Here is a 23615-nt window from a genome sequence, read left to right as displayed (position 1 = left end):
GCCCTAGAAGGTGGTGATGGGCCGGACCTGGTTGGCCAAGTCCACCAGCGCGTAGCGGTGGCGGCTAAACGGGGCCTGGCGGGCAAGGGCCCGCAGGGTCTCGGCCAGGCCGGTGCGCAGGCCGCGCTGGGTAAAGGCGTACTCAAAGAGATCATTCGGCGAGGACGCCCGCGCGAGATCGGCGTTGCGCAGGAAGTTCAGGCCCGCGGAGATGACGGCGATCTTGATTTGGAGAAAGCGCGGCTCGTTGGTGGGGACTTCTTCGAGGCGTCGGGCAGCGCGACGAATGCGCGATTCCGATAGATCGTGCACGATGAGCTGCAGCACGGTGGTCAGCAGCGCCATGCGGAAGTGGCGCGAGGCATTGGGGACCTTATCCAAGGTGGCTACGGATAGCTCCACTTGGCTCTCCGCGCGCAATTGGCGTGCGAGCCCAAAGGCGGAGGACACCGTCGTGGGGTTGGTGGCCCAGACGATGCCGTATAGGCGCATGGAATTAAAGCGTAGCGCGCCCGGGTCTTGGGTGACGTGGGACCAGATTTCCGGCTGGCCCTCAAAGGCAGAAGAGGGGAGATCCGCCAAGGTGGTGTAGAGGTTGGAGCAGGCGCGGGCAACGGTGGCATCAATAAGCGATGTTTCACTGTAATCAATCTGCTGCAGGATGAGCTCATTGATGGCCGCGATGGCGAGCTTCGGGGCGGCCTCGCCGGGCAATAAATCGAGGACGGTGGCGAAGTACTCCTGGGCATCGACGTAATCATCGTGCAAGAGCTCCGTAATGCCGGCATACCACTGGTAACGCCAGTCGCGGCCGAGGCGGTCCTCGATGGAGCCTAGCCACTGGCGGGCCTCGTCGGTATAGCCCAAGTCGATCATGGAACGCACCACGCCGAGGGGAATCTCGGCGGAATGTTCGTATTCAGGGGTGCGCATGGCCTGGCGCAGGGTCTCGAGGGCTTCCTGCGGCTCGGCGTAGGATGTACCTTGCAGCAGGCTGGCGCCGACGTCATCGCGGTCTACCAGGGGCGTCGGCAAGGCGGAGACCACCTCGGGGGCGGTGATTTGGATGGTGCGGTCGATGCCATCGATAAGCTGATCCGTGCGAAAGACCAGGTGTTTGGTGCCAAAGGTGGTACGTTGCGGCGAGAAGAGCGAGTGCTGGGAGGGGTACTGGCGGCCGTCGCGGATGGCGAGCACCTCGCGCAGCACGCCGTAGAGCTGGGTGCGCAGCTCCTTGATGGAGCTAAACCGGCGCTGCGGGTCGCGGTGGGTCGCGCGCAGCAGCAGGCGGTAGAGGGAGAGGAAGCGGCGCAGCTCCGGCTCCTTGGAGGGGTTGGGGATGCCGGGAAGGAAGACGCCGTCCTCGCTGGGCAGCTTGAGGCACAGCGCCGCCAGGGTGCGGCCGATGGTATAGATATCGCTGGCGATGGACGGCCCCTTGGAGGCAACCTCCGGGGCCTGAAAGCCTTGGGTGCCGTAGATAAACCCGAAGGCTCCGATGCCGGAGACCGCGCCCAAGTCAATGAGCTTGACCTGGTCCTCGGTGACGATGATGTTATCGGGCTTCAGGTCGTTATAGACCACGCCGCGCGAGTGCAGGTACTCCAGCGCCGGCAGGATTTCCAGGATATAGCCAATGGCAATGTCAACGGGAAGCAGCTCGTTGGGCTGCTTGTTCCGCCTGCTTCTTAGCGATGGCCCGCCCACGTACTCCATGACGATGAATCCACCCGGCACGCGGTCATCGTCGATGAAGTTAAAAATCTTGACGATGCCCGGGTGGGTAATGTCTGCCAGAAACTCGCGCTCGGCTTCGGCAGCGGCCGTCTCATCGGCTGACTTTTGGGCCTGCATGCCCTTGAGCACGACCACGCGCCCGGAGACGTAATGGTCATTGGCCAGGTAAATCCAGCCCATGCCGCCGTGGGCGATGACGCCGAGGATTTCGTATTGCTCCGCGACCATATCGCCCGGTTCTAGCTGCGGCGGCGGGACCTTCTTGCCCTTGATCTTCTCTGAGGGATCGATGAGGGCAGCGGTGGGATTGGCCGGGGTGATAAACGGCAGGCGCACCATGCCATCAGCAACCGGCCGCTCGGTGCGCTGCGTGCCGCGGCGCTCGCGGAAGGTATCGATCGCCTGCCGGCGCGAACGCTCCGAGGATTTTTCCTGGGCCGTTTTTTCATCGCGTTCGCTCTCGCGCTGGGCGCGGATATTCTCTAGGTCCGCGAGCAGGCTGGAGAGGTGATCCGGGTCGATGGATCCATCGTCGTCTTCATCGTCATCGGCGAAGGGATCGAAGGCCACCGCCGAGGTTCCCGGATCCTCCCGGTGCTCGATGGGCTCGCTGGCGAACGGGTCATACGCCACGGCCGCCGTGCCCACTCCGCCGGTTTCGCTGGCATCGTCGCTCTCATCGGCGTCGTTGCCATTTCGTACGCCCTGAGCCGCGGTGCCCTGGCCCTCTGCGCCCGGGCCAGTCGTGCGCTGGCCAGCAGCGTTTTGGCCAGCCGTGCTGCCGCCCGCTGTGCGCCTACCCGTGGCCTCCGTATCCGGGAAGGCAGCCGCGGGAGCCGTGCCGGAAACCTGCGCCGCGGCGGTATCAACATCAGCTTCGCTAGCGCCTTTATTGCTAGTGCCAGCGTTATGAGTGGTGGCCGCCGTATCGGCGCCGACGTTGCTGTTTGCAGAGTTGGGGCGAGCAGCGGCGGTATCCGGACCAGCGGGGTCGGCGGCGTCACCTGTGTTGGCTGCGTCAGGGGAGTCGGCAGCGCCGAGGTTGCGGTCTTGGTCAGGGTCTTGGCCGTGGTCAGCGTCGCGGTAGGAAGCCTTGGTAGGCTTTCGGAATTGGCGCTGGGTATCGAGGTTTTCGGGCTCTAGGTATTCGAGCTCGTCTTCGCTGAAATTCGGGTTATGCTTCATGACTTATCTTCCTCGATGTATGTACCCGACGGCAGGGTGGGCTCGTCCAGGTAAGCACCTAGCCACCTGTCAAAGATGTCGGACCACGTCCCGTCGCGGCGGATGCGCTCCAAGGTGGAATTGACCTGGCGCAGCAGCGGGCGGGAGTCATGATCCTTGCTAGGGCGGCGCGCGGCAACGCCGTAGTTCTCGGTCTTTAGGGGCTCGCCCACGATGGAGGTATAGGAATCCTGCGCGGCCATGCCGGAAAGCAGGGCATCATCAACCACCACGCCATCGGCCTGGTTGAGCTGCAGCGCCATGAGGCAATCGCCCCAGGAGCGAGTGATGAGGATATCGGACTTGGGGGCGCGCTCGCGGATGGTATCCAGCGCGGTGGATCCGCGCACCCCGCACAGTCTTTTGTCTTCCGCATCATCGATGGAATTCATCCCGGAGCTGGTGAGCACCAGCATGCGGGTCTGCGTGGTCATATAGGGGATGGAAAAGGCCACTTCCTTCTCGCGTTCGGGGCTAATGGTCATGGTGCGCACGATGATATCGACGGTGCCATTATCCAGCGCGGCGGTGCGGTCAGAGGATTCAACGAAGCGGAAATCCACCTTATTGGGATCGCCGAAGATATCGCGGGCAATCTCGTGAGCGATATCGACCTCGAAGCCGCGGACATCGCCGGAGGCGGCATCGCGGTAGCTCAGCAGGTTATTGGAGCGGTCCACGCCCACGATAAGGCGCCCGCGCTTGACGATGTCCGGCACCCGCTCCTTCGCCGTTTCGCCATCCGGCCGGTAGGTGCCTCTGAGTTCGGTATCGTCTTCCTTCTTGGGCGCGGTGCTACCGGCTTCTTCTATGGTGGAGCCCTCCGGCAGCGGCGGGCCGGGGCTGGCATCGAGCGCCTGCTGTTCGGGCGATTCCAGCGGCGGGGCGGAGCGAATATCGCAGCCGGCCAGCGCGAGGACACTGCAGGTGGCAACGATGGCGGTCAGCGGTGCGGTAAGCCGTGCTCGGTAGCGCATTAGAGGTACTCCTGCAGTCGGGGACGAATGCCCAGCCACACCGCGAAGATGGCGCACAGGGTGAGCAGGAAGACGGCGGAGGAGACCGCGGTCATGGCGGTCAGCCCGCGCTCTAGGTAGGTGCGCATGGCGATGCGCGCCTGGCCAATGAGCTCCGAAAGCTCGCTATCGAGCTCGTTGAAGGACTGCGCGGCGGTGGTCTCGCCATTCTCGGGATCGGTGATGGTGGCCTGGTAGACCGCCTCATCGTAGTCGCCCTCGCTCAGCGCCTCCATGAGCTTTTCGTGCGAGTCTTGCCACTTTTCGGTGGCGGCGCGGGCGCTGTGGATGAGCTCGGGATCGTTGACCTCGACGTCATCATCATGCAGCGCGCTTTCATAGTCCCCCAGCGCCTTTTCAATGGAATCTACCGAGCCGGAAAAGCGCTCGAGCGTATCTTCCTCAGACGAGCGCAGCACCAGCGCGAGGGTTTCTGAGGTGCGCGCCTGCTGCGCCTCAATGCGCGAGGCCGTTAGCGAATCCCACGGGCGCGAGGCGGTTTCAAAGCCCTGATGGCCGGTGGACCAGGTGGCCAAGTTAGACAGGGCCACCCAAAAAATGGCCAAGAAGAGCAGCACCGTTGCGGTTAAAAAGCCGCGGTTAAACCGGCGGCGCGTCTGGCGCCACAGCCACCATTGCGCGACGATGAGGAAGAAGACCGCGGCCAAAAGGCCAGAGAGCGGCACCCACTGAGGCGAGGTGAGCTTTTGCTGTTGCTGGTTGACCTTTGCGGTGGTCAGCTGGAAGAGCTCGGAGGCCGCCGGCAGGATGTGCTCGCGCATGAGCGAGGAGGCATTGGACATATAGGAGTTAGCCACGGCATTGCCGGCGCGGTGGTTCGAGCGCGCCTTTTCAATCATCGCGGTATAAATGGGCAGCTCGCGCTGGATGAAGGTGACGAGATCGCGCACGCGGGCATCGTCAGGCGTGGTGCCCAGCACGGATTCGGTCGCGGCGATGGAGGCGGCATCGATGGCATCGTTATAGCGCTCGCGATTGCCCTCTGATTCCACGCCGGCCTGCACGAACCCGGTGGTGGCGATGGTATCGGCCACCGATAGCGAGCTATAGAGGTGGTGGGCCGCATTGGACATCGGCTCGGTGGTATTAAGCAGCTCGTCGAGGTCGGAGTGGCGGGCGGCGGAAGACTGGGACATCGATAAGCCGGCGGCTCCTAATGCCACCGTGAGGATCAGGGTGACGGTAAAAAGCTTGCCCGGGGTGGTGGAAGCGAAGTAATAAAATCGCCGCAGCAGGCGCGCCGGGCCCGCAAACCATTCCATGGCCCGGTGGGTCAGCCCGCTTAGGGCCGGGCGAGAGGGCGCGGTAACCTCATCCAGCCAGTGATCGCTGGGGTGAGCGTCCTCATCGCGCTCTGACTCTACCCGCACTGCCTGCTCAGTCATTTACTTAGAATAACGCCCGCAGTGTGCTGGGCGCCACCATTTACCCGCGTGTGTGGCTAGGATAGGAAATATGCATAACCCTCACAGTGGAGACGGCTGGGCGGCGGGCCCCAGTGGCATTCGCGTATGGGGAAAATTCGGTGCCGCCGGCCTCTTCCTCGTTGCCGGGCGCGAGGTGCTGCTGCAACACCGCGCTGCGTGGACCAATAATGGCAATACCTGGGGGATTCCCGGCGGCGCGCGGGACCTACAAGAAAGCCCCACTCAGGCCGCGCTGAGGGAAACGCACGAGGAATGCGCCATCGCGCCTGCCGATGTCGAGGTGCTCGACACCCAAGTAACGGCCGGGCCCTATCCTCCGGCGGGGGATTTGCCGGGGGAGTGGACCTATACCACCGTGTTAGCGCGCACCCGCAGCGGCCTGCGCCTGCCCACCACCGCTAACGAGGAATCTCACGAGCTGCGCTGGGTGGGGCTGGATGAAGTGGAAAACCTGCCGCTTATCGCGCCATTTCGCCACGCCTTTCCCGCCCTGCGGCAGCGGGTGGAAAAACTGTACCGGTAAAGTATTCAAAATTATGGCACTGTAGTGCTCATGATTGAAGTACAGGGACTGACTAAGGATTACGGGTCTGTCCGCGCCGTTGAGGATCTCACCTTTCAGGTAAAGCCCGGTGTGGTCACCGGCTTCTTGGGGCCCAATGGTGCCGGCAAATCCACTACCATGCGGATGATCGTGGGCTTGGACGAGCCCACGGCGGGTGAGATTCGCGTTAACGGCAAGCACTACCGCGACTTGGAGCACCCGCTGCGTGAGGTGGGCGCGCTTTTGGATGCGAAGGCGGTACACCCCAACCGCACGGCCGCGAATCACTTGAAGTGGATGGCGGCGTCCAATGGTATTCCCGCCTCCCGCGTGGATGAGGTGCTAGGGCTGGTGGGGCTTTCCGATGTCGCCGGTAAGAAAGCCGGCGGCTTTTCCCTCGGTATGGGCCAGCGCTTGGGCCTTGCTGGTGCTCTATTGGGTGATCCCGGAATCCTCATCCTGGATGAGCCGGTCAATGGCCTGGATCCAGAGGGCATCCGCTGGGTGCGTCAGCTCGTGCGCGCGCTGGCTGCAGAAGGCCGCACCATTTTGATTTCTTCCCACCTCTTGTCCGAGATGGCCCAGACCGCAGACCACCTCGTGGTCATTGGCAAGGGGAAGATGGTTGCGGATAAGCCCACCCACGAGTTCGTCCGCGGCCACTCGCAGTCCTTGGTGTATGTGCGCTCGAACCACCTCCCGGAATTCGGTGAGGCCCTAAAGAAGGAGGGCGTTTCCTTTACCGAATCCAAGGATGAGGAGGGCCGCCCGCGGCTAGAGGTCATCAACCAGACCACCGAGTTCGTAGGCGAGCTGGCCTATTCTACCGGGGTGCCGCTGCACGAGCTCACCCTGAAAAGCGCTTCGCTGGAGGATGCCTTCATGGATCTCACTGGCGATGCCGTGCAGTATCACGCAGGCACGCCTGGCGTGTCGGGTGCGCAGGTAGGTCAGTCAGGCCAATCCGGCCAGCCAGGCCAATCCGGTGGGTTCGCCCGCCCCAACGAGCAGGAGGTTTAATCCGCCATGTTGAATATCTTGAAATCCGAGTGGATTAAGCTGCGCACCACCCGCTCCTTCTGGTGGACCACCGCGCTATTCCTTCTATTTTCGTGGGGGTGGGCCGGTGTCACCGCTGCGTTTACTGAGCCGCTCGATCCGGAAGCCGTTGATATGGGCTTTCAGCCTATTGGAGCCGAGTTCACCGTCGTATTCCTGGTATCCCTGGGCCTGCCGGTGCTGATGATTCAGGCCATCATGCTGGTGACCACGGAATACCGCTTCGGCACCCAAGCCATTACCTTCATGGCCTCCCCGCGGCGTTGGAGCGTGGCCGTGGCCAAGCTGGTCTTATATGCGGTCATCGCGGCCGTACTGACCTTCATCGGTGTGGTGGGCGCGTACCTGCTTACGGAACTGCTTGCCGATAGCTCCATTTCCGCCACCTTTGACCCCTGGAACGATGAAGTCGGCCGCGAGCAGCTGTGGAAGTACCCACTGGCCGCGGTCCTCGTGGTGGCCTTTGCCCAAGGCATCGGCATGCTCATTCGCCAGACTGCGGGCTCTGTGGCGCTAGGCCTTATTTTGTACTTGGGCGTGGATCAAATCGTCAGCATGATGCCCGTGGTAGGCGATAAGATCGGTAGCTTTATGCCCTTTACCGCTTTCCAGAACTGGCTATTCAATGTCCCAGTGGATAACGCACTGTGGACGGAATCCGCAGGCAGCGGCATCGTATTCTTCATCTGGGCCGCAGTGCTGTGGGCCCTTGGCGTGCTGGTGCTGCACAAGCGCGATGCTTAGGCGAGGGTAGGTCTATTGTTTGAGACATGACTGGTAACCGGCTGATTGTGATCAGCCGGTTATTTTTATTGGTGGTTAATGGCTGCCTCAGCAAACAGCCTTTCCAGATGGGAGAATATTTGAGAGCCCTATGGATGCGCGCATATCGTAAGTTAAACTCTAAACGCCTTTAAATATAATTATATTTTATCGGAAATGCAGTTTAAATATTATTTATGTACTGACAATATTTTTCTTTTGCGTTAGGGTTGGGGGTGAAGAAAAAGAAATTGTGTAGAGTAATGTAGTCAAGTTTATCCGAGGGAGTGGTAAGTGTGTCCAATGAAATGCTTCCAGATTCTGTTGAAAAGTTTGTAGCCCCGACTATCGCGGGTGCCGCATTAGTGGGAGGTGGGGTAGCCGCAACTACCCCTCCAGCTAAGGCACAAGGACCTATCGGTAACGCTGCTGAAGTAGTTAGCCACATGAAGCCCGATGGGGCCCGTGCGCACTCTATTGTTAACGAAGTCAATGCAGCAAGGGCGGATCATGGTTTAAATCCCGTGACAGAAAACCCTGCGTTAAACAATATCGCTCAAGACTGGGCCGACCATTTGGTGGGAACAGGGGATTTGCAGCATCGGCCAAATCACTGGGAAACCTATCCGGATAGTATTCCTGCCGGTGGCGAAAACGTCCTTCAAGCATGGGACGATTTCGCAGATGCGAAGCTGGTAAATATGTGGCTGAATTCACCCAGCCACAGGAAGATTTTGCTGGACCCAGAAGCGAAAACGGTTGGCACGGGCATTGCCGTTGGCGCGAACGGTGAGCTTTTTGCCGTACAGAATTTTGGGCGTTAAAGAAGCGCCTTTTAATAATCCTCTTCGGAATAGCCGCGATATGATCACTCTTGTATTCCCTAAGCTTTTGATACGCTCTCGCGCATAAGCAATATCAAAGTCAGAATCAGGGTTTATAGTAAAAGCAATAGACAAGAGAGAAATCTGCGGAGGATTCGGCGTATCTTTCGCAATTAGTTCCAATAATTAACGCCGATCCGGAGTCAATTAAGTGGACTACACACTCATCTCTGCGGTGATACCGTGCGCGGTTCAACGCGGGAAGTTCTACTCTGGTTCTGCAAAAGAAAGCTTGTGTTTAGGTAGCCTATGAGCGGGCTATTGGGGCATCGGCAAGCAATGCTTATTGTAGGGCCGAAGTTAGCCGCATGACGTTATCGACGTAGCGGCGGACAAAACCGCGCTGGTTCCACTCCTCGAGGGTGAGCTCGTGGCACACCGCGCGGTAATTGGCGGCGAGCTGGTTGAACTGGGCGAGGAGATCGCCTTTGGCCACGAGCATGGTGGTCTCATAGTTGAGGCCGAAGGAGCGCGGATCCATATTGGACGAGCCGAACATGCACAGCGGATTGAACTCCTGGTCATCTGGATCCGTGATGATGAACTTGGAGTGCAAAACGTAGGGGTAGGGGAATTGGTAGATATGCACCCCGGCCTCAAGCAGCGCCTGGTAATACGAGGACTGGGCATGGTTGACCATGAATTGGTCTGCGGTATCGGAGACATAAAGCTCCACATCCACCCCGCGGTAGCAGGCGGTGGTCACGGCCTCTAAGAGGGATTCATCCGGCACGAAATACGGCGAGCACAGCACGAGGCGCTGCTTGGCGTGGTGCACCAGGGAGTTAAACATGCGCAGGTTCGGCTCGGTGGTATAGCCGGGGCCGGAGGGAATCATCTGCAGGTAGTTGGCATCGACGGTTTGGGCATCGTCATAGGGTAGCTCATCTAGCGGGAGATTCTCGCCGGATTCGGTGTACCAATCCACCGCGAAGACCGCGTTCATGGCGGTGACAATGGGGCCGGATAACTCCACCATGTAATCGATCCAAAAGCGGTCAGTGGTTTTATATTGGCGCTTGATCAAGTTGATGGAACCGATAAAACCTACCTCGCCATCGATAATGACGAGCTTTCGGTGGTTGCGCAGATCCGGGCGGCGGAAGCGGCCCTTGTGCAGCTGGATGGGCAGCATGAGGCGCCAATCCACGCCGATTTCTGTGAGCCTATTTCCCAGCGAGGAATAGCCCTTGTACTTAAAACTGCCGATCTGATCCAACAAAAGGCGGACCTTGACGCCGCGGGCGGTGGCGCGGGCAAGGGCCTGGAAAAATACATCCGTGGTCTCGTCCCAGGATTGGATATAGACCTCGATGGAGACGTACTTTTCGGCGCGGTCCACGGCGGCGGCGATGGCGCGAATGCATTCATCGTAATCCGCATGCAGGCCCAGGTTGTGGCCAATGAGCGCCGGAAAACCGGTCAGCTCGCGGTTGAGCTTGATGACGGATTCCACCTCCGCCGACAGGATGCCCTTCGGGTGATCCGGGGTGCGGGCGGAAATATCCTCGAGGCGCTCATTAGCCTCTTGCTGGATGCGGTGGCGGCGCCGGTTGATATACGGCGAGCCCATGAGCAAAAACAGCGGCAGGCCGATGACAGGCAGCACCAGAATGGCCAGCAACCACGCGGTGGAATTGGAGGGCCGACGGCCTTCTGGCACGAAGCCGACGGCGATGATCTTGATGGAATAATCAATGATGAGGAAGAACAGCTGCCAGAAGCTGAGATCGAGCGACCAGGTCATTTAACGCACGGAATCGAAATCGGGCAGATCGAAATCTGCATGAAGCGGGCAGTGATCGGAGGTCTTTTCGCCAGCGCGTTCTTCCATGTCTACGCGCGCGCCGGTGACGTGCTTGGCCAGCGGCGCCGAGGTGAGCTGGAAATCGATGCGCATGCCCTCGTTCTTGTGAAAGCGCATCCCCTTGTAATCAAAGTAGGTATAGCGCTGATCCTCGGTAAAACGGCGCGTGACCTCTTCGAGGCCGACCTCCTCGAGCATCTGGAAGGCGGCGCGCTCGGGCTCGGTGACATGCGTTTTGCCGCGGAAGGCCTCGATATCCCAGACGTCTTCATCGCGCGGGGCGATATTGAAATCGCCGGTTAATAGCAGCTTGGATTGGGCGCGGCCGGCGGCGTGGCGGGCGAGCTGGTAGAGAAAATCCAGCTTGTAGTCATAGTGACGGTCCGTGATCTCGCGGCCGTTGGGGATATACAGCGACCAGATTTCTACCCCGCGGATGCGCGCACCAAGCGCCCGGGCCTCGCGGTCCTGGGGCTTTTCTGGGTCCTTGGCAAAGCCGGGCTGGTGGGGGAATCCGGTAAAGACTTCTTCCGGTTCCTCCTTGGAAATGATGGCCACGCCATTCCACTGGTTCAGGCCATGGCAGGTGACGTGGTAGCCGGCGTCCTCGAAGGCCTCGCGGGGGAATTTATCGTCCTTGACCTTCGTCTCTTGTAAGCACAGCACGTCGATGTCGTGCGTGTGGAGAAGGTCCAGCGCCCGCTGGGCGCGGGTGCGAACGGAGTTGATATTCCACGTGGTGATGCGCATGGATAATACAGTACCGCGCGGGTATTGGCGCGGACTAGTCCAGGCAGTGGCCGGCGGGCTAGCTTAGCGGGGGCTAGTCGCGCAGCCGGGCGTAGATTTGGCGGTGCTGCTCGATGAACCCCAGCTTTTCGTACAGGCGAATGCCGGCGGTATTAGAAGCCAGGACATCGAGGTAGGCGTGCTTCGCGCCCTGCTCGCGCCCCCAGCGCAGCATGTGCTGGCCCAAAAGCGCTCCTAAGCCCTGGCGGCGGTGCGCGGGCGCTACCTCCACGGCGGAGTATCCCAGCCAGGCGGTGCCGTCGCCGGATTCGGTGATGGTGCCGCGGGTGATGGCGACGGTCTCGCCGTCAATAACGAGCCGCCCAAAGCCCATCGTGCCCTCGATGCGGGCGCGCAGGTACTCCAGGGCCTCGGCGGGCAGCGCCTGGCCGCGGAAGTGGTACATCTGCAGCCATGCGTCATCGGGCTGGGCATCGATGCGAAACTCCGCGCCGCTGGGGTGGGACCCCGGGGCCTCGGCGGAAAGGTCTGCGAGATCGCGCAGGACCATGACGAGGATTTCGGGTTCGGTGTGCCAGGTGGCATCGGCAAGCAGGCGCTCTGCAGGCTTGCCAATGCGCTCCGGGATAAGCAGGCGCACCGGGAGATCGTGGCGGCGGTAGAACTCCGTGATTTCCTCGACGGGCACCGGATTGAAGCCCGCGGAAGGCCCGAGCGGGACGGCGGAATTGGACCGGCCCGTCACACCATCGCCGGCGCGCATGAGCCAGGAACCGTCCGCGGTCCACGTGTGCTCCTTGCCGGGAAAGGCCTGGGCGGTGGCGTATTCGACGGCGCGAATATCGGAATTGCGCACCATGCGCGGCGAAAGGCGCTTGATGATCTTCAGCTGCTCGGGCGCGATCTCCACTGCCTCGAGGTCAGAGGGATAGCCGCCGACCTGCTGTGGGCGGATGACCAGCGGCTTAAGGCTGAGGACGTGGCCAATGACATCGCTGTGCACATCGCCAAAATCGCGCCGGGCCACGACGCGATCGCCTACCTGCACGTCATCGGAACGAAAGATGCGGGACATGATTAATCGTCGTGCCCGAAGGGATCTTCGTCTTCACCCGGCATCCAGGTGTAGCCCGGCTCGGTCCAGCCATTGCGCTTAATGGCCTTCTTGGCCTGGCGCTTGTAGCGGCCGATGAGGGTATCGGTATAGACGTAGCCATCGAGGTGGCCAGTTTCGTGCTGCAGGCAGCGGGCAAAAAAGCCGTAGCCCTCTACAGTGATGTCGTTGCCGTGCTCGTCCTTGCCGGTTACGCGCGCCCAATCGGCGCGGCCGGTGGGAAAGCCCTCGCCCGGCACGGACAGGCAGCCTTCGTCGTCGGAGCCGTCATCGGCAGGCATGGTTTCTGGAATCTCGGAGGTCTCCAGCACCGGGTTGATAACACAGCCCTTGCGCATGCCGGCCTTATCGGCGGGCAGCTCGGTGCCGTCTGGGCCTTCGGTATCGGGGCAGTGGTACACGAAGAGCCGCTTGCCGATGCCCACCTGGTTCGCAGCCAGGCCCACGCCGTGGGCGACCTCCATGGTCTCGTACATGTCCGCGATGAGCTGTTGCATCTCAGGGCTGGAAATCTCGGATTCTTCCACCGGCGTGGTGGGCTGATGAAGCACGGGGTCGCCGTGGATAACGATGGGGCGAATAGTCATGCTTTACAGTTTAGGCATGAACCCCTTGTCTGACCTAGACGCCGCCATCTTAGATTTTGAGGAAACCGCTCCGCGCAGCATTGGCCGCAAGGAAGAGGCCATTCGTGCGCAGCTGGATATCTCGCCGGTGCGCTATCACCAACGCCTCAACCTGCTTCTTGATGTCCCCGCTGCCGCCGAATCCCATCCCCTCTTGGTGGCCCGGCTAAAACGCCTGCGGGAGGAGCGCGAAAACACGCGGCGCGCCGCGCGGGGAAATACCCCACCGCGTTAGAACTAGCTACTAATGTTACTGAAGTGACTAAAGGGAATCCGGATAATCTATACGACCAGCAATTCGACGACGCCGCAGACGGTGCCGCCGCGGAGGATGCCGCCGCGACCGATTATGGCGATGCTTATTATGACGACGCCTACGAGGGCGCTTATGACGATGAGATAGGCGGCGAAAATGCTGCTGCCGCTGGCGCTGCAGGTGCCGGAGCGGGAGCCGCTGCGGCTGGAACTGGCGGTGGGGGAGGCGCCCACGCCAAGAAGGGCGGTTTACCGCTGCGCGGGCTCGCCATGGTGCTTATCGCCGTGGCCGTGATGCTCGGCCTGTGGGGCCTTTATGCCATGACTTCGGAGGATGATGACTCGACCGTCGCTTCCGATTCCGAGCAGTCGAAGTCAGACGGCTCCGCAAATGGCGGCCAAGAGGGCAATGGCGCGGGCGGTCCTGCCGCGGATGGCGCGCGCGGCGATGGCTCCCGCGACGGGGCTAATAACCAGCCGCCTCGCGAAGGCGAGGGCGATAACGCGCACCCGAACGGCGGTGCCGAGGGCGAGGCTAACCGCGATGCCGACGCGCGCGATCCGCACGAGGAAGGCCGCGCCGGGGATGAAGCCCGTGCCGGTGGCAACGATGCGCCGTCCGCTGCGCGCGACCGCAATGACATTAAGGTCAGCGTGCTCAATAACTCCGGTGAATCCGATAAGGCCAAGAACGAAGCCGATGTGTTGAAGGACGGCGGCTTCAAGGTGGGCTATGTGGGCAACCTGCCAGGCGACGTCCTGACCGTGCCCAAGACCACCGTCTTCTACCCAGAAGGCGATACCTCCGCGGAGTCCTTGGCTAAGGAAGTTGCCGCGCGCTACCAGGCGGAAATCAAGCCCATGAATAAGGACCTGCCCAAGGAAGCTACCGATGACGGCGCCGTTGTGGTCGCCCTCGCCGTCCCCCAGGCCTAAATAAAATTCATGGAATATTACCTGCCACCCGTTAAGCTGGACCAGTGAAGATTCCGGCAGAAGTATTCGCCCGTTCCCCCGAGCCCACGCTCGGGGTGGAATGGGAAGTCGCGCTCGTGGACCGCGACTCGCGCGATCTTGTCCCGCGCGGGGCTGAGCTTATTGATCTCGCCGCTGCCGCCCACCCAGATATTCACGTGGAAAAGGAATTCCTCCAGAATACGGTGGAACTAGTCACGGGCATTTGCACCACGGTGCCAGAAGCCATCGCGGAGCTAGAAACCTCGTTGGCTGCCGTGGAAGAAGCAGCTGCCAAGCTCGGCATCGATGTGTGGGCCTCTGGCGGGCACCCGTTTACGGATTTCCGGGAAAACCCGCTGTCAGATAAACCCAACTATCAAGAGATCATCGCCCGCACCCAGTATTGGGGAAAGCAGATGCTGCTGTGGGGCACCCACGTCCATGTTGGCATCAGTCACGAGGATCGCGTCTGGCCCATCATCAATGCGCTGATGACGAAGTACCCCCACCTTTTGGCTATCTCTGCGTGCTCGCCCGGGTGGGAAGGCCTCGATACGGGCTACGCCTCCAACCGCACGATGCTCTATCAACAGCTGCCTACCGCTGGCATGCCGTATCAATTCTTCACGTGGGACGAGTGGCAGTCCTATATGCGGGATCAGGCCATCTCCGGGGTTATCAATCACACCGGCTCGATGCACTTTGATATCCGCCCAGCCTCGAAGTGGGGCACCGTGGAGGTCCGCGTATCCGACGCCACCTCGAACCTGCGGGAGCTATCCGCCGTCGTCGCTCTCACGCACTGCTTGGTCGTGTACTATGACCGCATGATTGATGCGGGCGAGGAACTACCCGTCTTGCAGCCGTGGCACGTGGCGGAAAATAAGTGGCGCGGTGCGCGCTACGGCATGGATGCCCTCGTTATTACCTCGCGCGATACGGACGAGGCTTGGGTCAAAGATGAATTGGCCCAGATGATAGAAGAACTCACGCCCTTAGCCCGCGAGTTGGGCTGCGCGGAAGAGCTGGCCTTGGTGCACGAAATCATCGATGGCGGCGCCGGATACGAACGCCAACGCCGCCTTTTTCAAGAAACCGGCAGCTGGCGCGATGTCGTCGAAGAAACCTGCCGCGAGCTCCACACCTTCCGGCCGGTGCGCTAATTAGCTAACCGATCACCGACTAGGCGTGTGCTCAGTGATCGCACGCCTAGAGCCACACCGGAAGTAGCTGGGCGCGGCCGGCGCAGGGTGCGCAGATTGCTGCCGCGCCCCGCTGCTGCGTACCGCTTAGTCGTTATCTAGGGCGTGGCGGCCGCCGGGGGACGGGGGAACCGGAATATCGGTATAGCCCTCGGTGGAGGGAAACTCGCGGGTCTCAGGGTTAAATACTGGGAACTCTGCGGTTTCGTCGGTAGTGGCAGAACCCCGTGCGGTAGCGCCAGACGCGTGAGCTCCGGCTGTCTGAGTGCGTTGCGGCTGGGCGTGCTGGGGCTGCTGGGCGCGGTGCTGTTGGGCGTGCTGCGGCTGAGCAGCACGCTGTGCCGCGTGCCGGCCGCCGCGGGCGTCTTCCTCGCTGGGCTGGGTGCCGGGGATAAATCCCCAGAGGGCATAAAAGGCGATGTAGAGGATGCCGGAGGCGGTGAAAAGGAGCATGGCCCAGGGCTGGAAGTCCAACTGGTTCAAAGAGCGGTTGGAGCCTTCGAGCCAGAAGGCTGCGGAGACAAAGGGCAGCAGTACGACGCACATGGCCGCGAAGGAAATGAGTGCTGCTACTTGCGCACCGATGACGCCGTGCAGGCGCTTGCCCAGTGCCTGGTTGACGGAGATGAGGACAACGATGGCCAGCGGGAAGACCCAGACCCAGTGGTGGTACCAGGAAAAGGGAGAGACCAAGCACGCGCAAATGCCGGCAAGGGACATGGCGGCGGAGTTATTCTTGTGCTTCATCGCGGTGCGCAGGGCCAGGCAGGTCAGGACGAAGACCACCGCGACGGCGGCAAGCCACATCCAGCCGCCGTCGATGCCCCACGCGCGGACCATGAGCGAGCGAATTGACTGCGCGCCCGGGTTGGTGTGTTCACCCACGCGGGAGGAATTGAAGATGGCATCGGTCCAGAACACCCCGGCATCCGGAATGGTGACGAAACCAATCGCAACGGTCACCGCGAAGGTAAGGACGGAGATGACCGCCTGCCACCAGCGCTTCTGGAATAGGAGTACCAAGCCCATAAAGGCCGGGGTGAGCTTCAAGCCTGCGGCGAGGCCGATGCCAATTCCGGGCAGGGCCCTCTTTTTTGGAATGACGTCGAGGGCGACCAAGAACATCAAAAAGACGTTGATCTGGCCGTAGAACAAGGTGCCGTACATCGGCTCTACAGCCGGGGCGCACAGCACCAGTAGGATGGCAACAACCCAGGTCAAGGGCGAAAGTTTAAGGCCGCGCTCGTGGAAGACCATGAGGATGACGGCCAATAACGCAAGGATGGTGCCGCCTTGCCAGAGGATGATAAGGGGGTCATCGGCAAGCGAGGAAATCCACTTGAATAGCGTGCCGGCAAAGGGAGGGTAGGTAAAAGGCAGGTTGCCAATGTAGGCGTTGTCGTAGAGGTTGGCGCCATCGGCAACCTCGCCGCCGGCGAGCCAGTAAATCTTCAGATCCAACGGCACGCGCCAGATGAAGGCATTGGGGCCGTCGTATTGGCTATAGCGGGAGATGCTGAAAATAAAGAAGGCAACCAATAGAGCGGCCAGAGTAGGCAGTCCGTAGAGCTTTTTCACGGTTAAAGGTGCCTCCTATTTGCGGCGCAGCGAACGGCCGGCGGGGCGGTCATTGCGCGACATCGATTCCTCGGAACCATACAGGCCTTCACGGCGTGCAATGCGTGAGGTGCGCTGCGCGGTTACAGGGCTGGTAAACATCGCAAACAGTACCAGCAAAATAAGCATACCCAAATCACCACGCTCGGCCATGCTGAAAGATTCCGCGCCAGTAATGCGGATGAACGCACCCATGATGGTGAGGATGAGCCCGGTGGTCTGCGGCTTGCTCACGGCATGCACGCGGGACATCGTGTCCTTAAAGCGGGCTAGGCCAATGGCGGCGGCGAGGATGAGCAGGCTGCCGCTGATGACGAGGATGAGCGAGAGGATATCGGCGATTAGAGACCAGCTCATTGGTTATCCCTCTTCCTAAACCTGGTAACAGACACGGTGGAGATGAAACCGAGCAGCGCGATGACCAGCATGGCCGAGACCACGGAGGTATCAAGTGACCAGCACATGTAGGTCGCCAGCGCGCATTGGAACATGGCGGTAAAACCGTCCATGCCCACCAGCCGGTCGAGGGAGTTGGGCCCGGTGATAATGCGCCAGACGGTGATTAATACGGAGATCCACAGCAGGAATGCGGGAACCAGCAGGATGGCGTGATAGATCTGCGGATCCATTATGGGTGGCTCCTTTCAAAGATCTCGATCATGGAAGATTCTAGGCGGGATACGGCATCGATTTCGCGCTGGATCTGCGCCTCATCCCGGGCATCCAGGATGTGGATGGTGATCATGCGATTGGCGATGTCAATGTCTGTCACCGTTCCTCCCGGCTGCAGGTTGTACAGTGTCACCGCGAGGGAGAGGATGAACTCATTTTCCAGGCGCATCGGCAATTCCAGGATGGCGGTTTTAGGCAGCGGCTGCGGCCGGGAGGCCAGCCAGCCCACCTTGAGGGAGGCATAAAACAGCTCCCAGAACCAGCGCAGCATGTAGCGGAAGAATTTGCCCCACGCGACCTCGACGCCGGCAATGGGCATCGCCGGCAGTGGCAGGGCAAAGACGATGACCAGGGCGACGAGGAGGCCGCCGACGACATTGCCCACCGTGATTTCGCCCATGAGCATGCACCACATGACCGTGATCCAGACGGTAAACCACGGCCGGAAGCGGTAGCGCAGACCGGCAAAGCGGCTCTTAGTCATCGCGGGCCTCCTTCTTTAGTGGGGTAGGGCTTTCTGATGCCCCCGTCTTCGCCGGTGCCTTCGAGCTTGGCGTCTCCGAGCTCGCAGTCTCCTTGGCGGCGGATTCCGGATCGTGGGCCGGGCCGGGGTCCGGCAGCAGGTGGCTGCGCTCCTTGTAGGAGTCCGCGCCGCCTTCGTAGCGCTCCTTTTGGTCAAGGTGCCGGGTGGGGTTATCGGCGTTTTCGCCCAATACGGCGTATTGATAAATGGAGGTATCCTGCGCGGATTCGGCCGCGCGGGAGGTGACACCGGAAATCGGGCCGGCCAGGAAGGTGATCGAGGTCGAGGCAATGACCAGCAGTGCGGTGGCACCCACCATGCCGAACGGCACGCGGCCGACATCCTGGCGGGAGGAGAACTCGACCTCATCGGTGATATCGGAAAGCGGGGCGGGGCGGGCCAGGGCGACGTTGCCTTCGGGGGCATCGGCGCGATCGCGTTGGAAGCCCTTGGCCCACACCAGCATCATGACGTACAGGGTCAGCAGCGAGGTCACTAGCGCGCCGCCGATAAGCACCCACGCCAGCCAGGAGCCTTCGTTGGCGCCCGCCTGAATGAGGATGATCTTGCCCAGGAAGCCAGAGAATGGCGGCACGCCGCCCAGGTTGATGGCCGGGATGAAATACAGCACGGCGATAAGCGGGGCGGAATACATCAGCGAACCCAGGCGCCGCAGCGAGGAGGACCGGCCTGGCGCTCGATGAGGCCGACGACCAAGAAGAGCGCGGTCTGCACCAAAATGTGGTGGATGGCGTAGAAAATGGCGCCGGATAGCCCCTGGGCGGTACCCAAGGAGACGCCGAAGATCATATAGCCGATGTGGCTGACCAGGGTAAAGGACAGTAGACGCTTAATATCGGTCTGCGCGATGGCGCCCAAGATGCCCACCAGCATGGTGGCCAGCGCCACCCACATCAGCACGGTATCGAGCCCACCATTGGTAAAAATGGACGTGCGCGCGCGGATGATCGCATATACACCGACCTTGGTGAGCAGACCGGCGAATACGGCCGTGACCAGCGAAGGCGCGGTGGGGTAGGAGTCCGGCAGCCAGGCGGCCAGCGGCACCACCGCGGCCTTGATGCCAAAGGCCACGAGCAAGGTGGCGAAGATGGCGGTGCGGGTGCCCTCCGGGATGTCCTGCATGCGCTGGCCAATCTGCGCCATGTTCATGGTGCCGACGGAGGCATAGACATACGCTAGCGCCAGCAAGAAGATCATGGATGAGGCCATCGAGACCATCACATAACCCACGCCGGCGCGCACGCGGCCTGCCGATGCCCCCAAGGTCAACAGCACGTACGAGGCGACGAGGAAGACCTCGAAGCCGACGTAGAGGTTAAAGAGGTCGCCGGCCAAGAACGAGATATTCACGCCCATGGTCAGCAACATGTAGGTGGGCAAAAAGACCGCGACCGGTTCGTCCTTGGTGCCATCGCGCACACCCTGGGAAATGGCGTACCAGATGACGGAGAACAGCACCACAGACGAGGTAAAGAGGATCATCGTGGAGAGTCGATCCGCCACCAAGGTAATGCCCACCGGCGCATCCCAGCCGCCTATTTGCAGGGTCTGTATGCCATGGAAATCCACTATTATGATCAGGCTCGCGTTCACCGCAGCCGTAATCAGCAGGGAGAAAAAGGCGATCTGGCGCTGCACATTAGGCATGCGGGCAAACAGCAGCGAGAGAGCCGCGGCCACGGCCGGGATGATGACGGGCAGCGGAATGAGGGCACCGACGTACGGGTACATCGCCTCGGCCGCCTGGTGGAATGGCTCAGTCATCTTCGGCTCCCTTCACCGGCTCCTCGAAGGATTCGGGGCCGAAATTATCGCCTTCCTTAGTAGCGCGCCCGGTGGCGGGGTCATTGGAGGCATCATGATCCGCGCTCGCTGCGGCGTTGCCAGGCTTGGAGGCCTTGGCGGCAATCGCGGTATCTTCGGCGTCATCTTCAATGACGTCGGCGGTGCGGTAGCGGTACTGGCGGTAGGCCAAGGTGAGAATAAAGGCCGTCAGCGCCATGGAAATGACGATGGCGGTAAGGATCATCGCTTGGGTAAGAGGATCCGCAATATCGCTGCCATAAGGCTGGGCCTCGCGGCCATCGATGGGCGGCGAGCCCGCCGGGCCACCGGCCTGCAGCATAAAGAGGTTGGCGCCATTGCCCAGCAAAAGCAGCCCGAGCATCATCTTGGTCATGGCGCGGTCGAGCAAGAGGTAGATGCCCGCAGAAACCATTACTCCGGCGGCGAGCAGGAGGAAGAGGTTGGCTTGCATTTATTTCTCCTTTCCTGCGTTGTCCTCGGAACCTGTGCCGGAGGAGCTCGTTGCGGCTGGTATCTTTTCTTTTTTCTTCTCTTGTTTTTGCGCCCGTTGGGCCTTTTGCTTGGTGCTGCGCTCCCGGTTCTTCCGCGCCAGCGAGCGGGCGCGGTCGCGGGCGCGTTGCTTACGCATCTCTTCTTCCTCATCCAGCTTGGCGCCGAGCGAGCTGAGCACGTAGAGCGTGAGCCCCACGACGATGAGGTAGACGCCCAAGTCAAAGACCAGCGCCGAAGGCAGCGAGACCGCGCCGATAAGAGGGATCTCGGGCGAGGTATATCCGCTGGTAAGCGGTGGGTGGCCAAAGAACATCGGCACCACCACCGCCAAGGCAGAGAGGGAGAGGCCAGCGCCCATGGTGCGCCCGGCATCGATGGGCAGGGCCTCATCGAGCTCCGCGCGGCCACCGGCCAGGTAGCGCAGGATGAGCGCGAGTGCGGCCACAAGGCCACCGGCGAAGCCGCCGCCTGGCGCGTTGTGCCCGGCAAAGAAGAAATAGAAGGACAGCGCCATCATGGAGGGGAAGAGCACGCGGGTGGAGACATCGATCATCAGCGAGCGGTTGAGCGCCTGCTCTGATTCCGAGCCCGCGGCCAGCCAGCGCCGGCCCGTGACCTGCAGGGTAGGCCGGCGGCTATCCCTAGAGAAGGATTGGGTGCGATAAATCAGGGAGGCCACGCCGAGCGCGGCGATGATAATCACCGTGATCTCGCTAAAGGTATCCCAGGCGCGCAGGTCCACCAGCAAGACGTTGACGGCATTGGCGCCGTGGCCAATCTCCTTGGCCAGCTCCGGCATGTACTGCGAGATGGGCTCGGCAGACCGCGCGTTGATGGCAAACATGGCCACAATGGTGACGGTCAGGCCGGTGCCAACGGAGAGCCAGGCGCGCAGGCGGCCCATCTTCGGGTCCTGCTTCCACTCGGTAGACGCCGGGATGCGGCGCAGCACCAGCATGAATAGAACCATGATGATGGTTTCTGTCAGCAGCTGGGTCAGCGCCAAGTCCGGGGCACCGTGGATGGCAAAGACGAAGGACAAGGAATAACCGGTAATGCCGACGATGATGACGGCAGACAAGCGGTTATCGGTCACCGTGGCCGCAATGGCGGCCACCATCATGATGATGGCGGCGACGACCTGCCAGGGGTTTTCTGCAACCACCATGCGGATATCCGTGAGATCACCGGTAATCAGCATGGTCAGCGGCAGCACCATCAGGGTGGCGAAGATGACAGTCAGGTTGAGCTGCAGCGAACCGCGCTGGGTCACGGCCGTGGTGCGCAGGGAGAGCTTGCGCAGGGTGGAGATGACCTTGTCGTAGACGGCGTCGGCATCGCCAAGCGCGGGGTACGCAAACTGCCATTGCTCCAGGACCTGGCGGCGCCAGTGCACGATGATTCCGGCCACGATGATGATGGCGGAGACGCCCAAGGTCACCGACCACCCGTGCCAGAGGGCCAGGCCGTGGTGCTCGCCTGCCCCAAAGGTGGAATCGAGGTGCTGATCGATGGCCGCCGAAAGCGCCTGCGGCGCGAGGCCAAGCGCGATGGTCAGCGCGGTGAGCACGGCCGGAGCAAGCCACAGGCCCACGTTGACCTTGTGCATCGTGGCCACGGCCGCAGAAACGCCGTCCTTATCGTCCGGGAGGTTCTTGGAGGCAAAGGCGCCCCACAAAAAGCGCAGGGCATAGGCCATGGTGAGGATGGAACCTGCCACATAGGCCACCAGGATCATATTGCGCGGCATGCCAATGAGCAGTCCTTCGTGCATGGTGGATTCCAGCACGGCCTCCTTGGACACAAAACCAAAGAGCGGGGGAACGCCTGCCATGGATAGGGCGGAGATTAGGGCGATGCCGTAGAGGAAGGGCTGCCTGCGGCCGAGGCCGGATAGCTTCGTAATATCGCGCGTGCCTGAGCAGTGATCGATGGCGCCGACCACCATGAACAGTGCGGCCTTAAAGAGCGAGTGGGCAAAGGTCAGCGCCAAGCCCGCCTGCATGGCCTCCCGGGAGCCAACCGCCACGATGGAGGTAATAAAGCCCAGCTGGGAGACCGTGCCATAGGCCAAAATCAGCTTGAGGTCCTTTTGTTTCAGCGCCATCCAGCCGCCGAGCAGCATGGTAAAGACGCCTAAGGAAATGACCACGAGGTGCCAGGTGGCAACCTCGTACATATCCGGTGCCAGGCGCGCGACCAGGTAGATTCCGGCCTTGACCATGGCCGCGGAGTGCAGATATGCCGAGACCGGCGTTGGCGCTGCCATCGCGCCCGGCAGCCAGAAGTGCGCCGGCACGATGGCGGACTTGGTCAGCGCGCCGACCAAGATGAGCACGATGGCGACGGTGACGTATGGGGTTTGGGGGAAGTGATCGTAGGCGTGGATTTCACTAAACGTCCACGCCCCGGTCTGTCGGCCGAGCAGGCAGATACCCATCAGCATGGACAGGCCACCCAAGACGGTGACCATCAGAGCCTGCTGCGCGGCGCGGCGCGAGGAGGCGCGCTCGGCATAGTAGCTGACCAACAGGTACGACAAGAGGGAGGTAATTTCCCAGAAGACGTACATAAGCAGCAGGCTATCGGAGGCCACCAGCCCAAACATGGCGGTGGCAAAGCCCACCATTTGGCCGGCGAACATGGCAAGGCGGCGGCGCGTGGAATCGAAATAACCCCAGCAGTACAGCAGGACCAACGCGCCCATGCCCAGGATAATGAGGCTAAACAGCCCGCCTAGGGCATCCATGCGCAGATCCACGGCGAGGTGCGCGGCCGGCATCCACTCGATGGTGTAATTCAGCGTGCCGCCGTCGCGGAAGGTACCCCGGGCAAAGTGCGCGAGGGTCCACACGAAACCGACACCGGGAACTATTGCCAATAAACCAAAGGCTGGGCGGCCCACATTCATAATGAGCAGCGGTGCAACCACGGTGGCAACGATGAGGGCACCCAGAAGTATTAGCACGTTGGAATCTGCGCTCCTTAGGTTGTGTCAAGTTCTCAGACCCTCGGTGCCGTGGGGCGTGGCGATATGCGCCGGGAGCATATACACACCAAAACAGTTCGCACTCGGCCGAGTACGAACTGTCCCAC

The 23615-nt window shown here is 61.3% G+C and carries 20 protein-coding genes and 1 pseudogene; 7 read left to right on the top strand and 14 right to left on the bottom strand.

Annotation, left to right across the window (positions count from 1 at the left end):
- Positions 1-3: 3 nt before the first annotated feature.
- The 3 genes from ACLI1Q_RS10770 to ACLI1Q_RS10760 are packed head-to-tail and all read right to left on the bottom strand — an operon-like array spanning position 4 to position 5383.
- A complete protein-coding gene (locus ACLI1Q_RS10770) occupies positions 4-2922 on the bottom strand; it encodes a tetratricopeptide repeat protein (protein WP_411696990.1) in 2919 nt (972 codons plus the stop codon).
- Positions 2919-3938, bottom strand: a complete 1020-nt coding sequence (locus ACLI1Q_RS10765; RefSeq protein ID WP_411696989.1) for a glutamate ABC transporter substrate-binding protein — start codon at positions 3936-3938, stop codon at positions 2919-2921. Before ACLI1Q_RS10765 ends, ACLI1Q_RS10770 begins: the two co-directional genes overlap by 4 nt.
- Entirely contained in the window at positions 3938-5383 is a 1446-nt protein-coding gene (locus ACLI1Q_RS10760; RefSeq protein ID WP_239268523.1) for a hypothetical protein, read from the bottom strand. The genes ACLI1Q_RS10765 and ACLI1Q_RS10760 overlap by 1 nt, the downstream gene beginning before the upstream one ends.
- Before the next feature lie 70 nt (positions 5384-5453).
- Here ACLI1Q_RS10760 and ACLI1Q_RS10755 point away from each other — a divergent pair, with 70 nt between their 5' ends.
- The 4 genes from ACLI1Q_RS10755 (at position 5454) to ACLI1Q_RS10740 (ending at position 8614) form a co-directional block, all read left to right on the top strand.
- Positions 5454-5948, top strand: a complete 495-nt coding sequence (locus ACLI1Q_RS10755) for an NUDIX domain-containing protein (protein ID WP_023024031.1) — start codon at positions 5454-5456, stop codon at positions 5946-5948.
- A gap of 30 nt (positions 5949-5978) precedes the next feature.
- On the top strand, positions 5979-6989 hold the full coding sequence (locus tag ACLI1Q_RS10750) for an ABC transporter ATP-binding protein (protein ID WP_239268520.1): 1011 nt from the start codon (positions 5979-5981) through the stop codon (positions 6987-6989).
- Positions 6990-6995: 6 nt separating this feature from the next.
- Positions 6996-7772 carry an ABC transporter permease gene (locus ACLI1Q_RS10745; RefSeq protein ID WP_239268518.1) on the top strand — a complete coding sequence of 259 codons (777 nt, stop codon included), beginning with the start codon at positions 6996-6998 and terminating at the stop codon, positions 7770-7772.
- A gap of 314 nt (positions 7773-8086) precedes the next feature.
- A complete protein-coding gene (locus ACLI1Q_RS10740) occupies positions 8087-8614 on the top strand; it encodes a CAP domain-containing protein (RefSeq protein ID WP_239268516.1) in 528 nt (175 codons plus the stop codon).
- A 343-nt stretch (positions 8615-8957) separates the two neighbouring features.
- Here ACLI1Q_RS10740 and ACLI1Q_RS10735 read toward each other — a convergent pair whose 3' ends face one another.
- From ACLI1Q_RS10735 to ACLI1Q_RS10720, 4 genes are all read right to left on the bottom strand, one after another.
- Positions 8958-10421 (bottom strand): phospholipase D-like domain-containing protein, encoded by a 1464-nt coding sequence (locus tag ACLI1Q_RS10735; protein WP_239268513.1) that lies wholly within the window; start codon positions 10419-10421, stop codon positions 8958-8960.
- Positions 10422-11231: an exodeoxyribonuclease III gene (locus ACLI1Q_RS10730; protein ID WP_239268511.1), complete on the bottom strand. Its 810-nt coding sequence runs from the start codon at positions 11229-11231 to the stop codon at positions 10422-10424. It lies immediately after the preceding gene.
- A gap of 73 nt (positions 11232-11304) precedes the next feature.
- Positions 11305-12306 (bottom strand): GNAT family N-acetyltransferase, encoded by a 1002-nt coding sequence (locus tag ACLI1Q_RS10725; protein WP_239268509.1) that lies wholly within the window; start codon positions 12304-12306, stop codon positions 11305-11307.
- 2 nt (positions 12307-12308) lie between these two features.
- Positions 12309-12932 (bottom strand): peptide deformylase, encoded by a 624-nt coding sequence (locus ACLI1Q_RS10720; RefSeq protein ID WP_239268507.1) that lies wholly within the window; start codon positions 12930-12932, stop codon positions 12309-12311.
- Between ACLI1Q_RS10720 and ACLI1Q_RS10715 the strand changes: the two genes are divergently transcribed.
- The 3 genes from ACLI1Q_RS10715 to ACLI1Q_RS10705 are packed head-to-tail and all read left to right on the top strand — an operon-like array spanning position 12931 to position 15346.
- The gene (locus ACLI1Q_RS10715; protein ID WP_239268504.1) at positions 12931-13206 is read left to right on the top strand and encodes a DUF3263 domain-containing protein; all 276 of its coding nucleotides are present in this window, start codon (positions 12931-12933) and stop codon (positions 13204-13206) included. The two genes, ACLI1Q_RS10720 and ACLI1Q_RS10715, sit on opposite strands and share 2 nt — an antisense overlap.
- 23 nt (positions 13207-13229) lie before the next feature.
- Entirely contained in the window at positions 13230-14162 is a 933-nt protein-coding gene (locus ACLI1Q_RS10710; RefSeq protein WP_239268502.1) for a LytR C-terminal domain-containing protein, read from the top strand.
- A 44-nt stretch (positions 14163-14206) separates the two neighbouring features.
- A complete protein-coding gene (locus tag ACLI1Q_RS10705; RefSeq protein ID WP_411696988.1) occupies positions 14207-15346 on the top strand; it encodes a glutamate--cysteine ligase in 1140 nt (379 codons plus the stop codon).
- Between the two features lie 126 nt (positions 15347-15472).
- Here the strand turns inward: ACLI1Q_RS10705 and ACLI1Q_RS10700 are convergent, their stop codons facing one another.
- The 7 genes and pseudogenes from ACLI1Q_RS10700 to ACLI1Q_RS10670 form a co-directional block, all read right to left on the bottom strand.
- On the bottom strand, positions 15473-16963 hold the full coding sequence (locus ACLI1Q_RS10700) for a glycosyltransferase 87 family protein (RefSeq protein WP_239268496.1): 1491 nt from the start codon (positions 16961-16963) through the stop codon (positions 15473-15475).
- Between the two features lie 15 nt (positions 16964-16978).
- Complete coding sequence (locus ACLI1Q_RS10695) at positions 16979-17359, bottom strand: monovalent cation/H(+) antiporter subunit G (RefSeq protein ID WP_005279458.1); 381 nt, start codon at positions 17357-17359, stop codon at positions 16979-16981.
- Positions 17356-17631 (bottom strand): monovalent cation/H+ antiporter complex subunit F, encoded by a 276-nt coding sequence (locus ACLI1Q_RS10690; protein ID WP_239268494.1) that lies wholly within the window; start codon positions 17629-17631, stop codon positions 17356-17358. Before ACLI1Q_RS10690 ends, ACLI1Q_RS10695 begins: the two co-directional genes overlap by 4 nt.
- Positions 17631-18158: a Na+/H+ antiporter subunit E gene (locus tag ACLI1Q_RS10685; RefSeq protein WP_239268492.1), complete on the bottom strand. Its 528-nt coding sequence runs from the start codon at positions 18156-18158 to the stop codon at positions 17631-17633. The genes ACLI1Q_RS10690 and ACLI1Q_RS10685 overlap by 1 nt, the downstream gene beginning before the upstream one ends.
- Positions 18151-19985, bottom strand: a pseudogene (locus tag ACLI1Q_RS10680) (Na+/H+ antiporter subunit D). Before ACLI1Q_RS10680 ends, ACLI1Q_RS10685 begins: the two are co-directional and overlap by 8 nt.
- On the bottom strand, positions 19978-20478 hold the full coding sequence (locus ACLI1Q_RS10675) for a Na(+)/H(+) antiporter subunit C (protein WP_023024001.1): 501 nt from the start codon (positions 20476-20478) through the stop codon (positions 19978-19980). The pseudogene ACLI1Q_RS10680 and the gene ACLI1Q_RS10675 overlap by 8 nt, the downstream one beginning before the upstream one ends.
- The gene (locus ACLI1Q_RS10670; protein ID WP_411696987.1) at positions 20479-23487 is read right to left on the bottom strand and encodes a Na+/H+ antiporter subunit A; all 3009 of its coding nucleotides are present in this window, start codon (positions 23485-23487) and stop codon (positions 20479-20481) included. It lies immediately after the preceding gene.
- Between the last annotated feature and the right edge of the window lie 128 nt (positions 23488-23615).

The organism is Corynebacterium limaceinasi (genome assembly GCF_046717465.1).
Lineage (GTDB): Bacteria > Actinomycetota > Actinomycetes > Mycobacteriales > Mycobacteriaceae > Corynebacterium.
This window is presented reverse-complemented; position numbering and strand designations above follow the sequence as displayed.